Genomic DNA, 24189 nt, shown 5'->3' with positions numbered 1-24189 from the left:
TCGGAGGCCAACCACCCATCACCCGACTGACCAACCTCCCCGAACACCACAACTAAAACTGGGAGGGGTCCTGGTCAGGGGACTTCGTGTCGCTGGGTGCTGGCGGCCTGGTTTCGGATGGTTCCCAGGCGGTCGTAGCCGCGCTGGCCCGGGCAGGCCGTGTAGGCCGCGTCCCGGTGCCCGAAGATCGTGGGCAGCGTGACCGCCGTGCCCGCCGGGTACTTCGACCCCTTGGGCGCTTCGGAGGTCAGGCGGGTCGTGCCGTCGGCAGGGACGCCCGATGCCTTCAGCTTCCGGGCGACCACGTCGGCGACCGCGTTGACCGTCTTCGAGGACGGCGTCGCGCCGTCGTAGTTGCCCATCATCGAGATGCCGAAGGTGTTGCGGTTGAACCCGAGCACGTGACCACCGATCACGTCGCCCGCGAGACCTCCCGTGCGCCCCTCGAAGACGGTGCCGCACTTGTCGACGAGCGCGTGGTAGCCGATGTCGCCCCAGCCCAGCTCGACCGCGTGGTACTGGTAGATGCCGCGCACGATCTTGGCCGACTGTTCGCAGGTGTAGTTGTTGGTGCCGGCGGTGTGGTGCACGACGGCGGCCTTGGTGCTGGTCCGCTCGATCGGCCAGGTCATCTTCGACTCGTCGGCGCCCCACTGCGCCCGGCTGACCACCGGTGGCGTTCCCGCGCGCGGCTCGGCGGCCTGCGGCGGGGTCGTCCCCTCGCCGGGGTCGATGCCGACGAACCGCAGTCGGCCGGTGGCGTCCTGGCCCTCCGCGCTCGCGCGGACCTGCACGTCGTTGCTGCGGCCGGTCCACATCGGTTCGCTGCCGCCGCCTTCGGACTCCAACGACGTCCACGGACCCCAGCCCTCGGCCGCGCGCGTGCGCACCTCGACGCGGTCGGGGGCCGGTCCGTCCCAGGTGAACCCGATCAGCTCGAAGGCCTTGTCGCTGCGGACCTCGCGCACCCCGGACCGGTCGGCGGACACGTCGCGCAACGGGATGTGGATGCTCTGCGTCCCGGACGGTTCGGGGTTCGGCCCAGCGATGCCGGAAGGCCCTGAGATCGGGAGAAGGGACGTGGCCAGCAGTGCGGCGGCCGCCAACCGCGGTCGGTGGGACCGAGAACGCATGGGCAATACCTCGCTTCGGCTGAGGGCGGGTGTCCTTTGTCGACACCCGCTTCGCGACGAAGAACGAGTATGGGTCCAGAGCCGATCACTCGCCGTCTGGAATTCCGCTATGCCGCGAATCCGCGGAATGGAATCAGCGTCCCGGAATCAGGGAGCCGCTCGGGAAGTCCGGGGAATTCACCGGGCTCCTGCCGAATCGCGCGTAGGCAACCGCGGCGGACACCAGGAATCCGATCCCGATCAACGTGTAGGCGTTGCCCACGACCTGCTGCGAGAAGGTCCAGTCCAGTTCGCGATCCCCGGTGTTGGGCAAGTACCACTGCGGTCCGGTCAGCACCGTGATCGCGGAGATCACCACCGCGATCATCATTCCGTACCAGCGGTTGCGCAGGGCCATCATGAACATCAGCGCGATCGCCGGACCCGCCCACACCCAGTGGTGCGACCAGGAGATCGGCGAGACCAGCAGGATCCACACCGCGTTGAGCACCAGGGCGAGCGTCAGATCGGCGGTGCTCAGCGCGTAGCGGATGCCCATCACGACCAGCGCGAGCAGCAGCAGCGAGCCGACGATCCACAGCGAGTTCAGCGCGAAGCCGGTCAGCTCCTGCTTGGCCAGCAGGCTGCGCAGCGTCAGGTTGCCCGCGTAGACGGTGCCGAACGAGTCGCCGGTGGAGAGCATCTTGTCCAGCCACCAGTCAGCGGAGTCGCGCGGCGCTGCCAGCAGTCCGAGCAGCACGGTGGCGGCGAAGGTGGCCGCGGTGACGGCCATGGACCGGTAGTCCCTGCGCAGCAGGAAGAACAGCAGGAAGCCCAGCGGCGTCAGCTTGATCGCGGCGGCGATGCCGACCAGCATCCCGCGCGGCCACCGGGTGCGCGGGAGCAGGCAGTCGGCGGCGACCAGCCCCATCAGCACCAGGTTGATCTGGCCGTAGTTGATGGTGTCGCGCGCGGGCTCGATCAGCGTCATCCAGGGCAGCAGCAGCGCGGTGGCGACGGCGACCTTGCCCGCGTGCGGTGCGAAGTGGCGCGAGGAGCGGGCCAGCGAGTACGCGGTCAGCAGGATCGCCAGGTGCGAGCACAGCGCGACCACGACCACGGCGGAGGTCTCGGACATCCAGGTCAGCGGCACGAACAGCAGCGCGGCGAACGGCGGGTAGATGAACGGCAACGTCGCGGAGTCCGGGCTCTCCGGGGTCAGGTCGTCGCCGTAGACCTGGTAACCGTTGAGCCACGCGCGCGCACCAAGCCGGTAAATCTCGGTGTCCATGTAGCCGCGGGTGTCGATCCAGTGCACGAACCAGACCGCCAAGACCTCCAGCAGAATTGCCGCGACCAGTAAGTGACGCCCGTCACGGGCGCGCGTCGACCCCACAGCTCACCACCCAGCGTTGCGCGCCCGTCCCGGAGTCTCGGACCTGCGTGAAAGGGTTTCACCGGCGCGTCGGTACGGCGTGATGGTAGCCGTCGTACGACGCGCCGGGAGCGTCGCCTAACGGGTATTAACAGCCACGAATAGTCGCGGCCGGTGTCGCGGCCATCACCCCGAACGGGTGACGAACTGCCTGGACAGCGAGGAGGAGTCCGGCTTCGGCAGCGATATCGACACTCTTCGTGGTCATATGTAGCCAATAACGTCAACGCGGTTTCGGGGTGTCCTCGCGCTCCAGCTACCCTCGACGACTGTGAGCTTCGCAGGCTATGACCTGATCGTTGTTGGTTCCGGATTCTTCGGCCTCACGATCGCAGAGCGCGCCGCCACCCAGCTGGACAAGCGGGTGCTGGTGCTGGACCGACGTGACCACATCGGGGGCAACGCCTACTCGGAGGCGGAGCCTGAAACCGGTATCGAGGTGCACCGCTACGGTGCGCACCTTTTCCACACCTCGAACAAACGCGTGTGGGATTACGTAAACCAGTTCACCGAATTCACCAACTATCAGCACCGGGTGTTCACCAAACACCAGGGGCAGATTTACTCGTTCCCGATGAACTTGGGCCTGTTGTCCCAGTTCTTCGGTCGTGCGTTCACCCCGGACGAGGCGAAGGCGCTGGTTGCCGAGCACGCGTCCGAGATCGACACCGCGGACGCGCAGAACCTCGAGGAGAAGGCGATCTCGCTGATCGGCCGCCCGCTGTACGAGGCATTCGTGCGCGGTTACACGGCCAAGCAGTGGCAGACCGACCCCAAGGAACTGCCCGCGGCGATCATCAGCCGGCTGCCGGTTCGCTACAACCTCAACAACCGCTACTTCAGCGACGACTACGAGGGCCTGCCCGTCGAGGGCTACACCGCGTGGTTGGAGAAGATGGCGGAGCACCCGAACATCGAGGTTCGGCTCGCGACCGACTTCTTCGACGTGCGTGGGGAGCTGCCCACCGACGTCCCGGTCGTCTACACCGGGCCGCTGGACCAGTACTTCGAGTACGCCGAGGGCGAGCTCGGCTGGCGCACGCTGGACTTCGAGACCGAGGTCGTGGCCACCGGTGACTTCCAGGGCACGTCGGTGATGAACTACGCCGACGAAGAGGTGCCCTACACCCGGATCCACGAGTTCCGGCACTTCCACCCCGAGCGGGACTACTACCCGTCGGACAAGACCGTGGTGGTGCGGGAGTACTCGCGGTCCGCGGAGAGCGGGGACGAGCCCTACTACCCGATCAACACCTCGGAGGACCGGCGCAAGCTGGAGGCCTACCGCGAACTGGCCAAGAAGGAGGCCAAGGAGCGCAAGGTCATCTTCGGCGGTCGGTTGGGCACCTACAAGTACCTGGACATGCACATGGCCATCGGCTCGGCGCTGAGCATGTTCGACAACAAGATCGCTCCATACTTCACCGAGGGTCGTTCGCTGGACGGCTCGCTGGAGGACTGACGTGACCGACCGGACCCCCCGAGAGCCCAACGCCGCTGGTGAGAGCAAGCTCAGCGACGTCACTTCGGTGCGCGCAGGGACCTCGGACGTGGCGCCTGAGCAGGTGCTGCAGCGGATCGTGTTCCCGCGTGGCCAGGACCCGCTGGACGTGCGTCCGCTCTACATCGACGAGCCGGAAGCGCTGGCCAGCACGGCGACGGTCGTCTCCCGGCGCAACCTGCGCCTGCCCGCGCACAGCAAGATCTCGCTCGCGTCCTACTTCAACGCCTTCCCGGCCAGCTACTGGAAGCGTTGGACCAAGATCGAAGAGGTCGTGCTGCGGCTGCAGGTCAAGGGGTCCGGTCGGCTCGACGTCTACCGCTCGAAGGTCAACGGCGACAGCGTTCACCTGCAGGGCTCCCCGGTCTCCACCGACGACTGGACGTCGCTGGAGTTCAAGGTCTCGCTGCAGCCCTTCGAGGACGGCGGCTGGATCTGGTTCGACCTGTTCACCAACGACGCCGAGCTGGAGATCAGCGACGGCGCCTGGACCACCGAACAGCCGATGCCCAAGCAGCAGGTCGTCGTCGGCACCACCACCATCCGGCCCTCGGAGTGCATCGAGGCGCTGAAGACCCTCGGGGAAGACCCGCAGGTCATGGCCGTGGTGGAGCGGGTCATCGTGGCCGACCAAGGGCCGCAGAAGATCCACGAGGTCGAGGGCTTCGACGAGGCCGCCAAGGCCATCGGCGACAAGCTGCACGTCATCGAGCAGGACAACCTCGGTGGCTCCGGTGGCTTCGGCCGGGTCATGTACGAGGGCATCCACAACTCGACCGCCGCCCAGGTGATGGTCATCGACGATGACATCGCCCTGGAGCCGGACGGCGTGCTGCGGGCCAACGCCTTCGCCCGCGCCGCGACCCAGCCGGTCATCGTCGGCGGCCAGATGCTCAACCTGCAGGCCCGTTCGCGGCTGCACACCATGGGCGAGGTCGTCGACCTGGGCCAGGGCATCTGGCGCGCGGCGCCGGGCGCGGTCACCGACCACGACTTCGCCAAGAAGCCGCTGCGCAAGACCAAGAAGCTGCACCAGCGCATCCACTCGACCTACAACGGCTGGTGGATGTGCCTGTTCCCGCGCGAGATCATCGAGCGCACCGGGCTGCCGCTGCCGCTGTTCATCAAGCACGACGACTCGGAGTACTCGCTGCGCGCGGGCGGCCACGGCTACCCGACGGTGACGCTGCCGGGTGCCGCGATCTGGCACATGCCGTGGACCGACAAGAACGACGCCACGGACTGGACCGCCTACTTCCACACCCGCAACCGGCTGATCCTGGCCGCGCTGCACAGCCCGGAAGAGGTCAAGAACAACATCGTCAAGCAGGGCCTCAAGCTCACGCTGCGGCACCTGCTGTCGATGGAGTACTCCACGGTGGCGGTGCAGCAGAAGGCCATCGAGGACTTCATGAAGGGCCCGTCGGGCCTGTTCGACAGCCTGCGCTCGGCGCTGCCCGAGGTCCGCGAGCTGCGCAAGGACTACGCGGACGCCACGACGCTGCCGTCTGCGCGGGAGTTCCCGCCGCCGACCGCGGACCCGATCATGGCCGAGGGCATGCTCAACCCGCCGGTGAACCCGGCGGTGATCGCGGCGCGCGCGTCCAAGGCGCTGCTGCACAACCTCAAGGAGCCGTCGCACGAGGCGTCGGACCGCCCGCAGCTCAACGTCCCGGCCGCCGCGGCTCGCTGGTTCCTGCTGGGCAACCTGGACAGCGCCACGGTGTCCAACGCCGACGGGAGCGGTGTGGCGTTCCGCCGCCGCGACCCGGAGACGTTCCGGCGGCTGGGCCTGGAGGCGCTTGCCAACTACAAGCGGCTCGGCCAGGAGTGGGCGAGGCTCCGCGAGGAGTACCGCGCCGCGCTGCCGGAGCTGACCAGCGCGGAGTCCTGGAAGCAAGTCTTTGATCCCCGATGACACCGACTTTCCCGGAGACGAAGTGGCAGAGCTGACTACGCTGATCGCCCCCGAGGACGTGACCGACCTCAAGCACGACGAGGAGGTCACGGCCGAGACCATCGCGCTGCGCAAGGTGCAGGGCGCGTTGGCCAAGCCCGCGGTCGTCAAGACGGCGCACGCGATGTCGCTGTTCGGTGAGCACGCCGCAGGGTGGCTGGCCATCGGCGCCGTCGGTGCGCTGGTCGACCGCAAGCGCCGCGGCGAGTGGGTCACCGCCGCTGCCGGGGTCGCCGCTGCGCACGCGGCGTCGATCGCGGTCAAGCGGGTGGTCCGCCGCCCGCGTCCGAAGGACCCCGAGATCCAGGTGCTGGTCGGTACGCCGAGCCAGCTGAGCTTCCCGTCCTCGCACGCGACGTCCACGACGGCCGCCGCGGTGCTCTACGGCGGGTTGACCGGCAAGAAGCTGACCCCGGCACTGGTGCCGCCCATGATGGTCAGCCGTCTTGTCCTGGGGGTTCATTACCCGAGCGATGTGGTCGCCGGTTCGGCGCTCGGCGGTGCCGTTGCGCTGGTCACCCGGCGGTTCATGAGACGGCGGAGGAACCGTGCCTGACAACAAGCAAGCTTCGGCCGACGTGGCCGAGGCCGCCGAGGCGGTCGAGGCGAAGAAGGCCCCTGAGGACACCGACGCCTCGAAGAAGGCCGAGGTGGAGGCCGACGCGGAAGGAACCATCGGCGCCGAGTTCGGCGACGAGGTGCTGGAGGCGGAGCCGGAGAAGACCGACGACGAGAAGGACAAGTCGTCGGACGCCTACCACGCGAAGGTGACCTCGAAGGCGGGGACGCCTGCCGGTCTGATGACCGGTCTGGTCAAGGAGCTTCGCCCCAAGCAGTGGGTGAAGAACGTCCTGGTGCTGGCCGTGCCGTTCGCGGCGGGCGAGATCCTGGACCCTGCCATCCTGCTCGACGCGGTGATCGCGTTCGTGGTGTTCTCGATGGCCGCTTCGGGCATCTACTTCGTCAACGACGCGATCGACGTCGAGGCGGACCGGCAGCACCCGACCAAGCGCAACCGCCCGATCGCGGCCGGCCTGATCCCGGTGCCGATCGCCTACGTGGTGTGCGTGCTGCTGCTGGGCGGCTCACTGCTGATCTCGGGTCTGACGAGCATGCAGCTGCTGGCGGTGATGGCTCTCTACATCGCGGTGCAGCTGGGCTACTGCTTCGGCCTGAAGCACCAGCCGGTGATCGACCTGTGCATCGTGGCCTCCGGGTTCCTGCTGCGCGCCATCGCCGGTGGTGCGGCGGCGAACCTGGTGATCACCCAGTGGTTCTACCTGATCGTGGCGTTCGGTTCGCTGTTCATGGTGGCGGGTAAGCGCTACGCCGAGGTGAAGCTGGCGGCCGAGACCGGTGCGAAGATCCGCAAGTCGCTGAAGGCGTACTCGCCGTCGTACCTGCGGTTCGTGTGGGCCATCGCGGCAGCGATCACGATCATGACCTACTCGCTGTGGGCCTACGACATCCGCGAGTTCGAGATGTCGCGCTGGGGCCTGATCTCCATCGTGCCGATGGTGATCGCGATCCTGCGGTACGCCGTGGACATCGACAAGGGTGTCGCCGGTGAGCCGGAGGAAGTGGTCCTCAAGGACAAGGTCCTGATGGTGCTCGGCGTGATCCTCGCCGGCTGCCTCTTCCTGGCGTTCTACCTGTAGGAAAGCGCATTCGTCGAAGTCCCCGGTCACTGCGGTGGCCGGGGACTTCGACGTTCGGCACGCTTTGTTCACGGTCGATCACCGGCGCGTTCATCCGGGCCGGTGAGAGTGGTCGTCGTTCCCGAATCCGATGGAGGACCGACCCGATGGACAAGTCCGATTCGCTGTTCTCCCGCCGCGGCGTGCTGATCGGTGGCGCTGCCGGTGCGGCCGCGCTGACCGTCGCCGCCGCCCCTTCCGCGCTGTCGCTGCCCGGCGCGGGCGCACCCCGGCGAGGGGAGGTGTTCACCCTCGGCGTGGCCTCCGGTGATCCGCTCCCGGACGGTTTCGTGCTGTGGACGCGCCTGGCCGTCGACCCGCTCGCCGAGGATGGTGCGGGCGGTATGCCGGCCAAGACCGTCCCGGTGCAGTGGGAGGTCGCCGAGGACGAGAGGTTCACCCGCGTCGTGCGGCGCGGTGAGGCGCAGGCGGCGCCCGAGATGGGCCACAGCGTGCACGTCGAGCTGGAGGGCCTGCGTCCCGGGCGCGACTACTTCTACCGGTTCCGCGCGGAGGGCTCGGTCTCACCCGCCGGGCGCACCCGGACGGCGCCGCTGCCGGGCACGATGGGCGAGCTGTCGATGGCCTTCGCCTCCTGCGCCCAGTACGAGCACGGCTACTTCACGGCCTACCGGCACCTCGGCGACGAGCGTCCGGACCTGGTCCTGCACCTGGGCGACTACCAGTACGAGTACCAGGCGGGCGACTACGAGATCCCGGGCGGCAACGTCCGCGACCACGCCGGGCCGGAGACCGAGACGCTGGCCAACTACCGGCAGCGGCACGCCCAGTACAAGTCCGACGCCGACTTGCAGCACGCGCACGCCGCGGCACCGTGGGTGGTGGTCTGGGACGACCACGAGGTGGACAACAACTGGGCGGACGAGGTCTACGAGCACCCGGACGAGCCGCAGCCGCACTTCCGGGAGCGCCGCGCGGCCGCCTTCAAGGCCTACTACGAGAACATGCCGCTCCGCCGATCCCAGCTGCCTCGGGGCATCGATCTGCGGCTGTTCCGGCGGGTCGAGTGGGGGTCGCTGGCGACCTTCCACATGCTCGACACCCGCCAGTACCGCGACGACCAGGTCGGCAACGACGAGTTCCCGACCCAGGACCCGGCCCGGCTGGACCCGCGGCGCAGCCTCACCGGTGCCGAGCAGGAGCGCTGGCTGCTGCAGGGCCTGCGCTCCTCGCGGGCGCGCTGGGACGTGCTGGGGCAGCAGGTCATGTTCGCCGAGATCGACTACCAGAACGGGCAGGAGAGGGCCTTCAACCCGGACGCCTGGGACGGCTACGTCGGCTCGCGGCAGCGGGTCATCCAGGGCTGGAAGCAGGCGCGCACCCGCAACCCGGTCGTGCTGACCGGTGACGTGCACACGCACTGGGCGAACGAGATCCGCGACGGCGAGGACGTCGTGGCCACCGAGTTCACCGCCACGTCCATCACCAGCGGCGGCGACGGCTCGGCCGAGCTGACGGAGGAGGAGAAGGCCTACCTGGCCGAGAACCCCCACGTCCGGCTCTACAACAACCAGCGCGGCTACATCTCCACCAAGATCACCGAAACGGAGATGAAGGCGACCTACAAGGTCCTGCCCCACGTCTCCGAGCCCGGAGCCCCGGTGCACGACCTGGCCACCTTGACCATCCACGACGGCGCCCCGGGCCTCGACGAGGCCTGATCCGGGCCGCTACCTCGAAGTTCGAGTGCCGGGGTTCGGTCTCGTACGGGGTGGGGGAAGTTTTCATGAAAACTTCCCCCCACCCCCACACCACGAAAACGAGAGTCACCGGGCAGTGGACCGAGCCGCCGGGCACCGACCAGCAGCAGGGCAGACCGAGCCGCAGGGCAGGCCGAGCCGCAGGGTGGGTTGAGGTTCAGCGGAGGCCCAGGGATTCGGTGATCTGGTGGGCCATGGCGATGGCGTAGGACTGGCCGCGGTCCTGGGGGTAGATCTGGGACATCGTGGCCAGGGTGACGCCGGGCATGTGGGTCTTGTGCGGCGGGATCAGCGAGCGGTACGTCGGGGTGACGATGGGCTGCGCGAAACCGGCCTTGGAGAAGTGCCAGTTCTTGATCCAGGACTCGTCGAACTCCGGGTTGAGCCGCTTGAGCCACGGGATGTAGTTCTGCAGCAGCTCTGCCGGGTCGGTGGTGAACCGCCAGTCGTCGCGCGGGACGTAGTTGCCTACGTAGACGACGTGGTTCCCGTCGTACTCCTGCCGGTCGACCATGTTCGTGTGCTCGACGACCGCCAGGAACGGGAACTCCGGGTCGTTGATGTTGAGCCAGTAGTGCGGGATGACGCTGCGGTCCACCTCGAGGATGAAGCAGGTGGCGCCCAGGTACTGGTTGCGCCAGAGCACGTCGTCGGACTCGATGTCGGCGGCCTTGGCGAAGACGGGCTGCGGGACCGTGACGATGAGGTGGTCGAACTCGTAGCTGCTGCCGTCCGAGGCTCCCACCAGCACCGATTCCGAGGGCTGGGTGATGGACGAGACCGGCTTGCTGAACTCGATCTTCCCGCCGCGCTCGGTGACCGCCTCGGTCAGCGCGCGGTAGACCTGGTCGAAACCGCCGTGGACGTAACCGAGTTCGAAGGTGCGGCAGTGGATCCTGGCCCACAGCCACGCCATCGAGATCTCCTCGGCGTGCTCGCCGAACTTGCCCTGCAGCAGCGGTTCCCAGATCGTCGAGGTGACCTTCTCGCCCGCCCAGCGCCGCATCCAGTCCAGCGCGCGGACCCCGTTGAACCGGGAGCCGTCGCGGATCACCTTCAGCGCCGCGGCCGATGCGCCGAACCGCAACCGGTCGAGCATCGAGAACTCGGGGAACTTCAGCATCTCCAGCGGGGTGCCGAAGTCGTGCAGCTCGCCCTTGAAGTACACACCGGTGGTCGGCTTGTGGAACCGCAGCTTGTCGCTGAGCCCGAGGTCGTCGATCAGCTCGATCATCGCCTCGTCGCTGCGGAAGCTGTGGTGGTAGAAGCGCTCCAGCGGGGTGCCGCCGACCTCGATGGACGCCGCGAGCCCGCCGAGTTCGGCGGAGGCTTCCAGCACCGTCACGTCGTGTTCGGCGCGCACCGCGTCGAAGGCCGCGGTCAGCCCGGTGGCGCCGGCGCCGACGATCCCCACTCTCATCCGAAACTCCACCTCTTGTTGATCGTGTACTGGAACAGCAGGACCACCGGGAGGCTGGCGAGCTTGACCAGGTTCGCATCGATCCCGATCCACGTGGAGAACACCGCCAGCAGCAGGAACGTCAGCACGATCCCGGCGATGCCCACAGCGTAGAACCGCAGGAACCGCACCACGATCCGGTCCGTCTTGCGGAAGTTGAACAGCGAGTTGAGCACGAAGTTGTTGGTGATCCCCGCCGTCGTGCTCAGCACGTTGGCCAGCTGGTGGTGCATCCCGAAGTAGTTGAACAGCACCAGGAACAGCAGGTAGTCCAGCAGCACGCCGCTGCCGCCGATCACCGTGTAGAGCAGCAGTTCTCGGCTGATCAGCCGAGGACGCGGCTCAATCTTCGTCATGCCGGATCACATCCCGGACGATGTAGAGGGGTCGTTGTTGCACTTCGCTGTAGATGCGGCCGATGTAGCTGCCGATGACTCCCAGCGACAGCATCTGCAGACCGCCGAGGAACAGCATCACGACCATCAGCATCGTCCACCCCGAGACGGTGACTTCGGGGAAGAAGAGCCGCAGCGTTACCGAGTAGATGATCCCCAGAAACGCCAGGGCGAGGGCCGCGAACCCCATCCGGGTGATCAGCTTGAGCGGCGCGGTGGAGAACCCGGTGACGCCGTCGGCGGCCAGCCGGAGCATCTTGCGCATCGGGTACTTGGTCTCGCCCGCGACCCGCTCGTCCCGGTCGAAGAGCAGTTCCTGCTGGTTGAAGCCCATCGAGGCGACCATGCCGCGGATGAACCGGCTGCGTTCCCGGAAGCTGCGCAGCTCCTCGGCGGCACGCCGGTTGAGCAGCCGGAAATCGCCCGTGTCGACCGGGATGTCGACGTCGGAGCAGCTGCGCAGCACCCGGTAGTAGAAGTGCGCGGTGGCGCGCTTGAACGGGGTGTCGCGCCGGGTCCGCCGCCGGGCCTGCACGACCTCCGCGCCGGCCAGCCAGGCGTCGATCATCTCCAGGCTCACCCGCGGCGGGTCCTGCAGATCGGTGTCCATCACGATCACGGCTTGGCCCGCCGCGTAGTCCAGGCCCGCGGTGATGGCGATCTGGTGGCCGAAGTTGCGCGCGAAGTCGATCACCCGCACGCGCGGGTCGTTCTTCGCCATGTCGTGCAGGATGCGCAGCGAGCCGTCGGCGGAGCCGTCGTTGACGTAGATGAACTCGAAGTCGAACTCGGGCCGCTGGGCGACAGCGGAGGTCAGCTCGGTGTGGAAGTGCTTGATCCCCTCGGCCTCGTTGTAGACCGGCAGCACGTAGGAGATCAGCTGCGGTGCCTCGGCATCGGAGGTTCGTGCCTGCTGCGGTACCGGTATCCCGACCTCGTGGCGCATCGTGTCGGCCATGGTCACTCCCCTCGCCAACCCCACCGTTGAGCTTCAACGCGGTGGACGTCGAATCGGTTGCCCGGGTAGGGGTATTGCACCTCGATGAGGTGGCCCCACTCGGAATATTCGGGTGTCTTCTCGTAACCGTTGAGCCTCGTCGGGATCTCCTCCTGAGCACCGACGTCGCGCACCCCGGCGAACGCGCCGCCGATGCCGCGCTCGAACGCGGCGGTGCCGCCGAAACCCATCGAGCCGGGCGGGGTGATCAGGTAGGCGGGCGCTTCGACGAGTCCGCCGCCGACCTTCGGGAGATCCCGCAGGCACGGCATGTTCCAGGTCATCGACCAGTCGACGTAGGTCGGCGCCCGGTCCTGCATGTACTCGGTGAGCGGGATGACCTGCCGCAGCCGCGGGCCGCTGACCGCGAGCCAGCCGGCCGGGTCGGTCGTGCCGTCGGTCGCGGTGATGCGGACCTGCTCGGCGCCAGCGGGGATCTGGGCGGGGGACAGGTGCATGTCCCGCCAGCCCGGGTGGTCCTGCGGCTCGTCCTCGATGACGTGGTCGGTCGGGTAGGTCTCGCGCTCGTCGGCGTCCATCCAGGTGTCGTCGAGGACGACCTCCCGGGTGCCGCCGGGGCCGGAGAACTCCAGCGCGACCCGGTTCCCGTCGCCGCTGCGCCCGGCCACGCCGAAGGCGAGCTCCTGGTCGGGGGCGAGCGCGGGCAGCGGGAACCAGCCGGTGGTCAGCGTCCCGGTGTTGATCTGCCCACCGGTCAGGCTTCCCCACACGGGGACGTTCTCGGGTGGGGTGAAACCCGGTGCGAACCCGGTGCCTTCGGTGAACCCGGCCATCTCGGCGCCGTCGCCGCCGCGCAGCGGTGCGAGGTCCGGGGTGACCACGATCTTGTCGGCGATGCCGCAGCTCCCGCCGCGCGCTGCGGCGATGCCCTGCCCGCCGATGGAGTAGGCGTCGCCCTGCCGGATCGGAGCGACCGCGAAGGAACCCAGCACGATCGTCACCGCCACCCCCATCGCCGTGACGCAGACCAGCATCGGCGCGCGGATCAGCGCGCGTCGCACCCGGTCGTCGCCCTTCCCGACCAGCGCGGACGCGGCCACCAGAAGCCCGGCGACGAGCAGCCAGCACAGCGGGTTGTGCAGCGGCCGGACCGGGCCTTCGCCCCAGGGCACCCCGTACTGGGAGTGCAGGAACCAGTTGTTCTTGCCGGAGAACACCAGCGCCGCCGCGCCGACGGCGAGCGCGGTTCCCACCAGTCCGGCGATCAGCACCGCTCGGTCCCGGCTCGCGGTGACGGCGGCGACGCCGATCAGCACCGCGCCCGCGGTCAGGGTAGCGGCTCCCACGCCGGCGAGCGCGCCGAAGTAGTGCGTCCACTTCGACGGCGTCAACGTCATCAGGGCCATGCTGATCAGCAACGACGCCACCGGTACGTGCGCGAACCGCAGCCCCGCGCCGCCCAGCGGTCCGCGGTCCCCTGCCTTCGCGCTGCGGGTGCGCAGGAGGAGCGCGGTGCTGAAGGCCGCGACGACCAGTGTGAGCAGGATGGCGGCGCGGCGGGCGACGTCGCCCTGGAGGTCGAAGCCCAGCAGGTACTGCCAGCGCATCACCTCCTGGAACCACGGCACGTCGGGTCCGTAGTAGCCGTGCAGGTCGGTGGCCTTGGCGGCGCCGAACAGGGACTGGTCGGCGAACATCACCACCAGGCCGAACGAGGCGATCCCGGCCAGCAGCGCGGCCACCCCGACCCCGGCCATCCGCCACAGGCGGGGCGCGAGCACGACGAACGGGGCGATCGCGGTGATGCCCATCGGGTTGATCGCGATCGACAGGCCCGCGGCCAGGGCGGCGACCCCGAGCCACACCCGCCGCTCGGTGCGGGCGGCCTGCAGCACGGCAGCCAGCACGACGGTGAGCCCCAGCGCTTCGAACGCCTCCGGCCGCACGCCCATCCCGAACGGCAGCCACCAGGACAGGAACGCCAGCGCGGCCAGCGCGCGGATCAGCGGCCGGTGGTGCTGGCCGGGCATGGCCGCGCCGAGCACGCCCCGGCTGAGCACCAGCCAGGTCACCAGCGCGGCCAGGATGCTGGGAATGCGCATGGCCAGCGGGTTCTGGTTCCAGTCGGCGACGTGCATGAGCATCTGCTGGACCAGCGTGAAGGGAGCTTCGGAGGCGTTCTCCCAGCGGTAGTAGTTGCCGATGTCGCCGGTGCGCAGCCCGTTCTGCGCGGTCACCGAGGCGAACGAGTCGTCGGGACCGTTGGGGCCGACCAGCCACCAGCCGGCCAGGACCGCCACCAGGCCGAGGTCGATGCCGTAGCCGAGCAGGCGGTGCAGGGGCCGCTGGACCGGACGTTCGAGGTCCCGGCGGCGTCGTCGGTCCAGCACCGCCAGGATCGCGAAACCCGCTGCCACCAGCAGCGCCTGGACGGCGATGAGCAGGAGTTTCGCCTGAGCGGGCGAGGTTTCGAACCAGTTGGCGGTGACCACCTCGACCTGGGTTCCGGCGGCCTGGTCGGGGGAGAGGTCGGTGGTGAACGCGACGATGTCGCGGATCCCGGCCGGAACGGCGGCCGTCCGGTCGCCGATGCGCGCGGTGGCGCTGGACGGCCCGCCGTCGATCGACACGTCGCAGGCCTCGTCGATCGGCGCGCGCAGCGCTTCCCGACCCGCGACCAGGGCGATCACGTGATCCTGGGCGGTGGTGACCGCGAAGCCCTCGGTGGGCTGTCCGGAAGGCCGGGACGACACCAGGGTCGTCGACTCACCACGCTGCTGACCTGCGCGGACGACCTCGCACGGAACCCGGACGTGCACCTCGTCCGGGTGGTAGGGCACGACGAAGGCGAGCGTGCTCTCCGGCGGCTGCCCGGCCATCGGCCAGGTGACCGTGACGCGGTCGCCGACGACCGGGGCGAACGGGACGGCGATCGCGGCCAGCGCGGCGAGGACGCCGACGATCAGCGCGAGGGTGCTCGCGACGCGCCGGCGGGGGTGGGCGGCGGGCATCGGCGGTGGGGCGTCCGCGGTTCGCTCGATCCCGTCCAGCACTGTCCCCCCAGTTCAGCGATCTCAGCAGGTCATCCGCACATCGGTCCCGGGAACATCAGTTTCGGTCATCGCGCGCCGGTTCGCACAAACGATCACTCCTGCTCGAACGGGTAAGCGCCGTCCCCTTCGGCGCCGCCGATGCGTTCGCGCTGGCGAGTCGTGGTGTAGGAATCGCGTTCGCGTTCGTAGCGGACCACGAGCAGGTGACCCCAGTCGTAGCCCGGCGTTCCGCGCAGCCGGGTGGGCAGCTCCATGCGTTCCGTGAGCAGGGGAACTCCGGCGAACACACCGCCGAGGTTGGCGTCGTAGCCCATCGAGTACTCGCCCTCCGGCGGCGTGATCAGCATCCGCGGGCTCGCCGCGAGGCCGTGGCCGACCTGCGGGTAGTCGGTGCGGCAGGGAAACACGAAGCTCATCGGCCAGTCGACCAGCAGCGGTCCCCGCGAATCCAGCGCCTGCCGCAGACCGACCACGTCGCGCACGACCGGTCCGCTGAAGCTCAGCCAGCCCTGCGCGTCGGTGCTGCGGTCGGTGGCCAGCACCCGGACCCGGTCGGCGCCGGCGGGGATGTCGCCGGGTTCGACGGTCATCGAGCGCCAGGGGGTGAAGTCGCGCCAGTCCACGTCGCGGCCGTGCCGTGGGTCCTCGTAGGGCAGGTCGGCGGGCGGCGGGTCGCGGAGTTCCACGCGGCCCAGCGGACGCTTCCCGGCCGCGAACTCCAAGGTCAGCGAGTTGCCCTGCTCGGGGCGGCCGGACACCCACAGCGACAGGGTTTGCCGCGCGTCCAGCTTCGGCAGGCCGAACCACGGGGCGATCAGCGTGCCGGTGTTCTGCGGACCGCCGTCCTGGCTGGTCCAGGCGAACTCGCTGGCCTGCCGCGCGACGGGTTCGTCGGCGCGCGGTGCCTCGGGATCGACCGGTTCGGGTTGCCGCAGCGGCTCGCCGGGGTGCTCCAGCCGGAGGTCCGGTTCCTGCGGCGGAGCTCCGCCCGCGACGAATCCCTCCAGCTCCCCGGTGTCGTCGCGGTCGAGCGGTGTGAGGGACTCCGCGATCGGCAGAGCCTGGACCTCGTCCTCCAGGCCGCAGCTGGACGCCTCGTGGCCGAGCCGGTTCATCCGGGCCACCGAGAACCGGTCGCCCATCGTCTCCGGCACCGACAGGAACGAGCCCAGCAGCACCAGCGCCATCGCCAGCGCGGACCCGGTCAGCACCGAGGCGGGCGCGATCGTCCACATCAGACCGCCGAGGGCGCGGGAGCGCAGCCGCATCCGGATCAGCAGACCGATCAGCGTCACCAGCCCGGCGACCGCGCCCAGCAGCGCCCACAGCACTGGGCTGTCCAGCGGGAGGTCCGGCCGGACCGGGGTGTCCGCCCACGGCATCGCCAGGTCCGACTGCCACGGCCACGCGTTCGGGCCCAGGAACGCCAGGCCCGCCGCGACGGAGGCCGCCAGCGTCCCGAAAACGCCCAGCAGGCGGGATTCCCGCTGCCCGTCGGCGAGCCCGCCGACGCGCACCAGCAGCACCACCGTCACCGCCACCAGCGCGGGACCGAGCCCGATCAGCGCGCCGAAGTGGTGGGTCCACTTCGACGGCGTCAGCCACAAGGCCGCCAGGACGGCCGCCACCGAACCCAGCAGCACCGGCAGGTCCGTCATGGCGGTGGTCCGGTGCAGCCGTCGCATCGCGCACGCCGCGGCGATCAGGACGGCCGTGATCACCAGGAACACGACCATGCGCTTGCCCGCCGAGCCCCACATGGTGGTGCCCAGCAGCTTCGCGTAGCGGTCGATCTCCTCGTACCAGCCGAGGCTCGGCCCGAACTCGTCGTGCACCTCGGTCGCGCGGAGCACGCCGTTGAAGGACGAGTCGGCGAACATCGCCACCAGCCCCACCGAACCCAGGCTCGCCAGCAGCGCGATCCGCGTCGGGACCAGCGCCCAGCGCGGCAGCGCGCCCCGTCGCATCAGCAAGGTCCAGATCCGGGGCGCGAACACCAGCACCACCAGGGCCGCGCTGACGCCGGTCGGGGTGATCGCCGCGGTCAGCCCGCACGCGAGCGCCGCGACGCCCAGCCAGCCGAACGGCGCGCTGCTGCGCGAGGCCCGCAGCAGAGCCGCGACCAGGATCGAGGTGCCCAGCGCCAGGAACGGTTCCGGCCGGATGCCCAGGCCGAAGGGCAGCCAGCAGGCCAGGAAGAACACCGCGGTGACCAGGTGCACCGGAAGTCGTCTGCTGCCCTGGCAGACCGGCGCCACGATGCCGCGGCTGACCACCAGCCAGAGCAGCAGACCGGCCGCGGCGCTGGGCACCCGCAGCCAGAACGGTTCGAGGCCGTCGGCCGACCACCAGCGCATGAAGTGCTGCACCAGGGTGAAGGGGGCTTCGGAGGCGTTGAACCACCGGTAGTAGTTGCCGACGTCGCCGGTCTCGGCGTAGTTGCGGACGGTCATCATCGCGAAGCCGTCGTCGTCGGTGAGCGGCCCGATGAACAGCCACGTCCAGATCACCGCCGCCACACCGGCGTCCACCGGCCACAGCAGCGGGTGCGGGCGGAGGCCGCGCAGCACCGGAGGGGTGTGCGCGAACAGCAGCAGCAACGAGCACACCGCGAGCAGCAGCGCCGACTCGACCAGGCCGTCCTTGGTCTCGGTGGGCGAGGACTCGCCCCATGCGTAGGTCCGCGCGGTGACCGAGAGCCCGCGCAGCTGCTCGGGCTCCAGCGCGGTGGCGAAGGTGAACACCTCCGGTGCCGGAACACCGGGCAGCGCGATCGGCGCACGCCCGGCGGGTTCCACGACCGAGCCCGCGCCGTCGCCGCGCACGGTCAGGCCGCAGGAACCGGCGGGCAGCTGGATCTCGCGCTCTCCCAGCAGCAACCGGGGTTCGCCGTCCTGAGTGGACAGGGTCAGGCCCTCGCGGTCGCTGCCCGGCGGCAGCGTGCTCAGCACCGTCGTCGGCTCGGAGCGCGCCTGGGCGGCGCGCATCGTCGCGCACGGCGCCGTCGCGGTGAACTCGGCGGGCCGGTACGGCGTGAGGAACGCAGTGGTCGTGGGGTTCTCGTCGGTCACCGCCGGCCAGTGCACCTCGGTGCGGTCGACGAGCACCGGGGCGAGCGGCAGCGCGACCGCGCAGCACAACCCCGCGACACCCAGGCACAGCGCGATCACGTGCGCCAGCCACCTGCCCAGCGCCGAGCGTCGCGAGTCCTCCTCGACGTGGGGTTCTGCGGCCGGCTCGACCGGTGTCGTGCTCGTCAGGTACTTCACCCTGCTCGTTCTCCCGGGGGTGGTGGTGCTGATGCCGGTGCGGGAACCGCGTTGAGTCTCATGCAGTTTCACGACCGGGCCCACACCGGGGGTTGCCCGACACGCCGGAGAGATCGCCGAAGTGACGTCAGTGGGACCTGCGTGCGACCGCCATGAGATGCGGGCTCGCGCCCAGCAGCTCCGGGGCCGACTCGACGCGGCGGATCGCGCGCAGCGTCGCGTCGCGGTACTCCGGCTCGGCCAGCCTGCGGGTGTCGGCGGCCCACGCCGCGACGCTCTCCACGCCCACCAGCTCGATCGACCGGAAACCCGCGTCGGCGACCTCGTCGCGCAGGTCGGCGGGCCGGTGGAAGTAGGTGAGGGTGAACCAGCGCGGGAACTCGTCGGGCCTGGTGTTGCGGTGCAGGCCGTCGCGCAGCGCGCCTTCCACGAGCTCCTGGAAGTCGGGGTTGACGATGTCGCCCATCGCCACCCCGTCGAAGGTGGAGGCGTAGCGCGACACCGCGGCCGCCAGCAGCACGCCGCCCGGTTTGAGCACCCGGTGCGCCTCGCGCAGCGCGAGCAGCCGGTCGGCGCGTTCCAGCAGGTGGTAGAGGGGGCCGAGCAGCAGCACGGCGTCGGCGGTGCCGTCGTCGAAGGACAGGTCCCGGGCGTCGCCGACGGTGCAGCCGGCCAGCGGGGCGGCGGGCTGCGCGGCGGAGGCCTCGGCGGCGGCCGCGACGTGCGGGCCCCACGCGTCGACCAGGTGCACCTCGTAGCCGTCGCGCGCCAGCGGCAGGGCGTAGGCGCCCTCGGCACCGCCGACGTCGTAGACGACGCCCGGCGCGGGCGGCAGGTACCGGCCCAGCAGTTCAGCGGTCCGCAGTGCTTCCAGATATCCCCAGGTGCTGAGGCGATCCCGCTCCGGGCCAAGCCGGTAGTACTCGGCGATGGCCGTCTCGAAGTCGTCCACGGAAGATCAGGTTACTGGGGGTGTCCAGGCGCCCACGTGCAGTCCGCGAACAACGCGTCCTTGATAGGCCGAACGGGCGAAAATCGTTTCTCGGGGGCCGGTTCGGCGTTGGAGGGAAACCCCGGAACGGTCCGGGACGTCGGAAGGACGTCCGCTCGCGGACGTTCCGTGGGTCCCCCGGAGTTGATGGCAGGCGGAGGACCCACGGACGCGGATGCCTGGTGAACCCCACTTCTCCGGGCATCCGCGCTTCCTGATGCGCGCCGCGCTCCGGAAGCTGGGTGCGGGTGACGCAACACCCGCACAGTTACAGATCGTTTCGCGACGGTGAAACGTTGCCCGTCGCGCGGCACTTTTTGTCCCGATCGAGAAATTCTCGTCAGTGGTCTGGACAAACCGGACGGCAGAGCTCGCATTGTGGCCCTCGTCCCGAAGGCCGGTCAACCCGGGAAAAGCGAAAGGGGCCGCCGGGATTCACCCGACGGCCCCTTTCGGCCGAAGCCGGTTCGATCAGAACGGCAGCTTCTTGAAGATGAAGCGCGGAACGTGCTTGAGCACGAACATGACCCAGCGCATCTGGCCGGGCGCGTAGACCTCTTCCTTGCCCTTGCGGACGCCGTCGATGATCGACGCGGCGACCTGGTCGGGGGTCTGCGACATGGGCGGCGGCTTCATGCCCGCGGTCAGCTTCGTGTGCACGAAGTTCGGCCGGATCACGGTGACCTTCACGCCGTGCTCCTCCAGCGCGTAGGTGAGGCCCGTGTAGAAGATGTCCAGGCCGCCCTTGGAGGAGCCGTAGACGAAGTTCGAGCGGCGAGCGCGCTCACCGGCGGGGGAGGCCATCACGGCGATGCTGCCGTGGCCCTGCTTCTTGAGCTTGTTGGCCAGCAGCACGCCCAGGCCCACCGGGGCGACGTAGTTGATGTCGGCGACGGCGCGGGCGGCCTCGAAGTCCGTCCAGCCCTTCTCGTTGTCGCCCTGGATGCCGAAGGCGATCAGGGTGACGTCGACGTCTCCGTCGGCGAAGGCCTTGTCGATGACCTCCGAGTGCGTCTCCGGCTTGCGGGCGTCGAAGTGCAGGATCGACACCGTGCTGCCGGTCTTGCGCAGCTCCTCGGCGGCGGCTTCGAGGCGCTCGGACTCCTCGGGCCGGTCGGCCAGCACGACCCGCAGCGGGCGGGTCTGCGCGTACTGCTTCGCGGTGGTCAGGGCGATGTCAGACGTTCCGCCGAGCACCAGCAGGGATTGGGGGTTGCCAACAGCGTCGATCACAGCTCAAGCCTCCGGCTCATGTCTGAGGCGAATTTGCCTTCGGGGTCAATGGTCTGGCGGATCTTCTTGAACTCGTCCACCCGCGGGTACATCTGGTGGAACGCCTCCGCGGTCGTGCGCGAGTCCTTGGCGGTGTACAGCCGGCCGCCGAGGGAGAGCACGTCCTCGTCCAGCTCGGTGCAGAACTTGCCCAGACCGTCGACGATCGGGAAGTCCAGGCACACCAGCCAGCCGGGGTGCGGGTAGGACAGCGGTGCCCGGTTGCCCTCGCCCATCTTCTTGATGACGTTGAGGAACGACACGTTCCCGGACGCGGCGACCTTGCGGATGATCCGCTTGAGGTCCTCGTCCTTGCCGTAGGGCAGCGAGAACTGGTACTGCAGGAAGCCCTGCGAACCGTACGCGCGGCTCCACTCGCCGATGAGGTCCAGCGGGTGGTAGAAGGCCGTCAGGTTCTGGATCAGGTCCCGGCCGCGCTTCGGCGTCTTCCAGTAGTAGAGCTCGCCGATGGTGCCGAAGGTCAGCTTGTTGGCCAGCCGCGGCGGGAAGACATCCGGCAGCGTCAGCAGCTGCGGAGCGTCGAACTTCAGCGGGTCGGCGCGCAGCTTCGGCGGCAGCTGGTCGAGGGTCGCCAGCGAACCGCGGCCGAACGCACCGCGCCCCAGCTTCGGACCGGTGGACATCGAGTCGAACCACGCCGACGAGTAGGTGTACTTGTCGTCGGAGCCGTCGTTGAACAGCGCGATCGTCTCGTCGAGGTTCGCGGTCCGGTCGGCATCGGCGATGAAGTACGCGGTCTCGGTCCGGGTCATCCGGATCGAGGCGCGCAGGATGATGCCGGTCAGACCGATGCCCGCCACGGTCGCCCAGAACAGCTCGGCGTCCGGTCCGTTCGGCGTGATGGTGCGGATCTCGCCGTCGGCGGTCAGCAGGTCCATCGCCACCACGTGGTTGCCGAAGCTGCCCGCGCTGTGGTGGTTCTTGCCGTGGATGTCGTTGGCGATCGCGCCACCCACCGTGACCTGCCGGGTGCCCGGCAGCACCGGGACCCACAGGCCGTAGGGCAGCGCGGCCTTCATCAGCTCTTCCAGGCTCACGCCCGCGTCGACGTCGACGATGGCGGTGTCCGGGTTGATGTCGTGGACGCGGTTGAGCGCGGTCATGTCGATGACCACGCCACCGGCGTTCTGCGCGACGTCGCCGTAGCTGCGGCCCAGGCCGCGGGCGATGACGCCCCGCGCGTCGGCGGTGCGCACCGCCTCGGCGATGGCGTCGACGTCGGTCGTGCTGAGCACGCGCGCCCGGGACGGCGCGGTTCGTGCCCAACCGGTCAGCGTGCGGTTCTCCATTGCTGCGGTCACAGGCCCAGCCTTCGCGAAAGGTCGGAGACGAAGATGCCCTGCGGGTCGACCCCGGCGCGAACCTTGCGCCACTCGTCGATGCGCGGGTACATCTTCTCGATCATCTCGGCATTGGTCCGCGACTCCTTGGCCAGGTACAACCGGCCTCCGGCGTCGAGGACCATCTCGTCCAGCTCCTGGCAGAGCCGGTCCAGCCCCGGTGTGATCGGGATGTCGACGGTCAGCGTCCAGCCCTCCCGGGGGAAGGACATCGGGGCGTCGTTGCCCGGGCCGAACGTCTTGAGCACGTTCAGGAACGACACGTGGCCCGAGGCGCTGATCTTGTCGATGGACCGGCGGAACATCGTTTCCTGGCCGAACGGCACCATGAACTGGTACTGCAGGAAGCCGTTCGGGCCGTAGACGCGGTTCCACTCGCCGACCAGGTCCAGCGGGTGGAAGAACTGCGTGATGTTCTGCACCGCGCCGAACCTGGTCGGTGCCTTGCGGTACCAGACCTCGTTGAACGCGGTGATCGTGTACTTGTTGACCAGCCCGTTCGGGAAGACCGGGGGAGCGGTCATCAGCTGCGGGGCGTTGAACTTCAACGGGTCCTTGCGCAGCTTCTTCGGCAGGTCTTCGAGCGTCGCCGAGTTGCCCCGGGTCAGCAGTGCGCGGCCCAGGTTCTCCCCGCGGGCGAGCGAGTCGAACCAGGCCACCGAGTACACGTAGTTGGCGTCCGAGCCGTCGGTGAAGTGCTCGATCAGCTCGTCCAGGTTCTTCGTCCGCACGTTGTCGACCACGAAGTAGGCGGTCTCGACGCGCTTGAGCTTGACGGTGGCCCTGGTGATGATGCCGGTCAGGCCCATGCCCCCGACCGTCGCCCAGAACAGCTCCGAGGTCTTGCCCTCGGGCTTGAGGGTGCGGACCTCGCCGTCCGCGGTGAGCAGGTCCAGCGACAGCACGTGACTGCCGAAGCTGCCCTGCGAGTGGTGGTTCTTGCCGTGGATGTCGGAGCTGATGGCACCGCCGACGGTGACCTGGCGGGTGCCCGGCAGCACGGGGATCCACAGCCCGTGCGGCAGCAGCCGGCGCATCAGGGTGTCCAGCGAGACCCCGGCGTCGACGTCCACCACGGCGTCATCGACATCGATCTTGTGCACGCGGTCCAGAGCGGTCATGTCGATGACCACGCCGCCCGCGTTCTGCGATGGATCGCCGTAGCTGCGGCCCAGGCCGCGCGCGATGACGCCGCGTTCGCCCGCCTTCCGGACCGTCTCGGCGATGACCTCGACGTCCGGAGTGCTGACGACGTGTGCCCTGGTGGGCGCCGTGCGCCCCCAGCCGGTCAGCGTCTGCAACTCGTCCTTTACCGATCCCACCCAGCCGAGTCTATCCGCGCATCGGGTTCTTCTACCGCCGGGTACGAGCGGTCCCCGGGGGATCGCGAAGCGTCATCGCTACACTCGCGGGGGACGTGTGTGCCGCGATCAGGGCATCCTGAGCGCGGACGGTCCTGGGCGTTTGGTCCTGCCGTCGTTACGTGAAGGTGAACCTGTGACAGTGGCCGATACCGCAGCCGACCAGAAGAAGCTGGGTCTCGTGGCTCAGCTGACGCGCTTCATCGTGATCGGCGGCGGCTGCGCCGTCATCGACTTCGGCACGTACTCGCTGCTGCTGGGCGTGCTGGGCTGGCCGGTCTGGTTGTCCAAGTCGATCTCGTTCATCCTGGGCACCACGGCGTCCTACGTGATCAACCGGAAGTTCACCTTCCAGGGCGCGGGCCAGGGCAACACCACCGCGAAGGCCGGGGCCTTCGCCGTGCTCTACACCACGACGTTCTTCGTGAACATCGGCACCAACCAGCTGCTGTGCGTGCTGTTCAACGCGCAGGAGGCCTGGCAGTTCACGCTGTTCTGGGTCATCGCCCAGGGGCTCGGCACGATGATCAATTTCGTGATGCTCAAGCTCCTCATCTTCCGCGACTGACCAACCGCGAACACGCTTCGAAGGGCGCCCGGCCACCAGGCCAGGCGCCCTTTTCGTCGCGGCCACCCCGAACACCCGT

17 protein-coding genes are annotated in these 24189 nt (G+C 69.1%); 6 read left to right on the top strand and 11 right to left on the bottom strand.

Features of this window, described 5'->3' with window-relative positions:
* Positions 1 to 74: 74 nt before the first annotated feature.
* Both ACYVF3_RS32490 and ACYVF3_RS32485 read right to left on the bottom strand, forming a co-directional pair.
* The gene (locus tag ACYVF3_RS32490; RefSeq protein ID WP_461158112.1) at positions 75 to 1133 is read right to left on the bottom strand and encodes an N-acetylmuramoyl-L-alanine amidase; all 1059 of its coding nucleotides are present in this window, start codon (positions 1131 to 1133) and stop codon (positions 75 to 77) included.
* Between the two features lie 133 nt (positions 1134 to 1266).
* Complete coding sequence (locus ACYVF3_RS32485; protein ID WP_461158111.1) at positions 1267 to 2445, bottom strand: glycosyltransferase 87 family protein; 1179 nt, start codon at positions 2443 to 2445, stop codon at positions 1267 to 1269.
* A 373-nt stretch (positions 2446 to 2818) separates the two neighbouring features.
* Between ACYVF3_RS32485 and glf the strand changes: the two genes are divergently transcribed.
* The 5 genes from glf (at position 2819) to ACYVF3_RS32460 (ending at position 9384) form a co-directional block, all read left to right on the top strand.
* Complete coding sequence (gene glf / locus ACYVF3_RS32480) at positions 2819 to 4009, top strand: UDP-galactopyranose mutase (RefSeq protein WP_461158110.1); 1191 nt, start codon at positions 2819 to 2821, stop codon at positions 4007 to 4009.
* Between the two features lies 1 nt (position 4010).
* Positions 4011 to 5966 carry a glycosyltransferase gene (locus ACYVF3_RS32475; protein ID WP_461158109.1) on the top strand — a complete coding sequence of 652 codons (1956 nt, stop codon included), beginning with the start codon at positions 4011 to 4013 and terminating at the stop codon, positions 5964 to 5966.
* Between the two features lie 22 nt (positions 5967 to 5988).
* Complete coding sequence (locus tag ACYVF3_RS32470; RefSeq protein WP_186459454.1) at positions 5989 to 6561, top strand: phosphatase PAP2 family protein; 573 nt, start codon at positions 5989 to 5991, stop codon at positions 6559 to 6561.
* Entirely contained in the window at positions 6554 to 7663 is a 1110-nt protein-coding gene (locus ACYVF3_RS32465) for a decaprenyl-phosphate phosphoribosyltransferase (RefSeq protein ID WP_461158108.1), read from the top strand. Before ACYVF3_RS32470 ends, ACYVF3_RS32465 begins: the two co-directional genes overlap by 8 nt.
* Before the next feature lie 146 nt (positions 7664 to 7809).
* The gene (locus tag ACYVF3_RS32460; RefSeq protein ID WP_461158107.1) at positions 7810 to 9384 is read left to right on the top strand and encodes an alkaline phosphatase D family protein; all 1575 of its coding nucleotides are present in this window, start codon (positions 7810 to 7812) and stop codon (positions 9382 to 9384) included.
* 196 nt (positions 9385 to 9580) lie between these two features.
* Here the strand turns inward: ACYVF3_RS32460 and ACYVF3_RS32455 are convergent, their stop codons facing one another.
* The 9 genes from ACYVF3_RS32455 to ACYVF3_RS32415 form a co-directional block, all read right to left on the bottom strand.
* Positions 9581 to 10843 carry an NAD(P)/FAD-dependent oxidoreductase gene (locus tag ACYVF3_RS32455; protein WP_461158106.1) on the bottom strand — a complete coding sequence of 421 codons (1263 nt, stop codon included), beginning with the start codon at positions 10841 to 10843 and terminating at the stop codon, positions 9581 to 9583.
* Positions 10840 to 11238 (bottom strand): GtrA family protein, encoded by a 399-nt coding sequence (locus tag ACYVF3_RS32450; RefSeq protein WP_461158105.1) that lies wholly within the window; start codon positions 11236 to 11238, stop codon positions 10840 to 10842. Before ACYVF3_RS32450 ends, ACYVF3_RS32455 begins: the two co-directional genes overlap by 4 nt.
* Positions 11225 to 12235, bottom strand: coding sequence for a glycosyltransferase family 2 protein (locus ACYVF3_RS32445; RefSeq protein ID WP_461158104.1), 1011 nt, complete (start codon positions 12233 to 12235; stop codon positions 11225 to 11227). Before ACYVF3_RS32445 ends, ACYVF3_RS32450 begins: the two co-directional genes overlap by 14 nt.
* Before the next feature lie 2 nt (positions 12236 to 12237).
* On the bottom strand, positions 12238 to 15288 hold the full coding sequence (locus ACYVF3_RS32440; RefSeq protein WP_461158103.1) for an arabinosyltransferase domain-containing protein: 3051 nt from the start codon (positions 15286 to 15288) through the stop codon (positions 12238 to 12240).
* Positions 15289 to 15380: 92 nt separating this feature from the next.
* Positions 15381 to 18557, bottom strand: a complete 3177-nt coding sequence (locus tag ACYVF3_RS32435) for an arabinosyltransferase domain-containing protein (RefSeq protein ID WP_461158102.1) — start codon at positions 18555 to 18557, stop codon at positions 15381 to 15383.
* A gap of 127 nt (positions 18558 to 18684) precedes the next feature.
* Positions 18685 to 19509, bottom strand: a complete 825-nt coding sequence (locus ACYVF3_RS32430; protein WP_461158101.1) for a class I SAM-dependent methyltransferase — start codon at positions 19507 to 19509, stop codon at positions 18685 to 18687.
* Between the two features lie 510 nt (positions 19510 to 20019).
* Positions 20020 to 20781, bottom strand: a complete 762-nt coding sequence (locus ACYVF3_RS32425; RefSeq protein ID WP_461158100.1) for a decaprenylphospho-beta-D-erythro-pentofuranosid-2-ulose 2-reductase — start codon at positions 20779 to 20781, stop codon at positions 20020 to 20022.
* A complete protein-coding gene (locus ACYVF3_RS32420; RefSeq protein ID WP_461158113.1) occupies positions 20778 to 22130 on the bottom strand; it encodes an FAD-binding protein in 1353 nt (450 codons plus the stop codon). The genes ACYVF3_RS32425 and ACYVF3_RS32420 overlap by 4 nt, the downstream gene beginning before the upstream one ends.
* An 8-nt stretch (positions 22131 to 22138) precedes the next feature.
* Entirely contained in the window at positions 22139 to 23503 is a 1365-nt protein-coding gene (locus ACYVF3_RS32415) for an FAD-binding protein (RefSeq protein WP_461158099.1), read from the bottom strand.
* Between the two features lie 175 nt (positions 23504 to 23678).
* Between ACYVF3_RS32415 and ACYVF3_RS32410 the strand changes: the two genes are divergently transcribed.
* Positions 23679 to 24110, top strand: coding sequence for a GtrA family protein (locus ACYVF3_RS32410; RefSeq protein ID WP_461158098.1), 432 nt, complete (start codon positions 23679 to 23681; stop codon positions 24108 to 24110).
* Positions 24111 to 24189: the final 79 nt, after the last annotated feature.

This window comes from Saccharopolyspora tripterygii, assembly GCF_054778355.1.
This window is presented reverse-complemented; position numbering and strand designations above follow the sequence as displayed.

Bases quoted from the DNA above. Each gene is read 5' to 3' on its own strand.
- ACYVF3_RS32445 (WP_461158104.1), bottom strand. From the start codon at position 12,235: ATGGCCGACACGATGCGCCACGAGGTCGGGATACCGGTACCGCAGCAG.
- ACYVF3_RS32490 (WP_461158112.1), bottom strand. From the start codon at position 1,133: ATGCGTTCTCGGTCCCACCGACCGCGGTTGGCGGCCGCCGCACTGCTG.
- ACYVF3_RS32455 (WP_461158106.1), bottom strand. From the start codon at position 10,843: ATGAGAGTGGGGATCGTCGGCGCCGGCGCCACCGGGCTGACCGCGGCC.
- ACYVF3_RS32450 (WP_461158105.1), bottom strand. From the start codon at position 11,238: ATGACGAAGATTGAGCCGCGTCCTCGGCTGATCAGCCGAGAACTGCTG.
- ACYVF3_RS32460 (WP_461158107.1), top strand. From the start codon at position 7,810: ATGGACAAGTCCGATTCGCTGTTCTCCCGCCGCGGCGTGCTGATCGGT.
- ACYVF3_RS32420 (WP_461158113.1), bottom strand. From the start codon at position 22,130: ATGGAGAACCGCACGCTGACCGGTTGGGCACGAACCGCGCCGTCCCGG.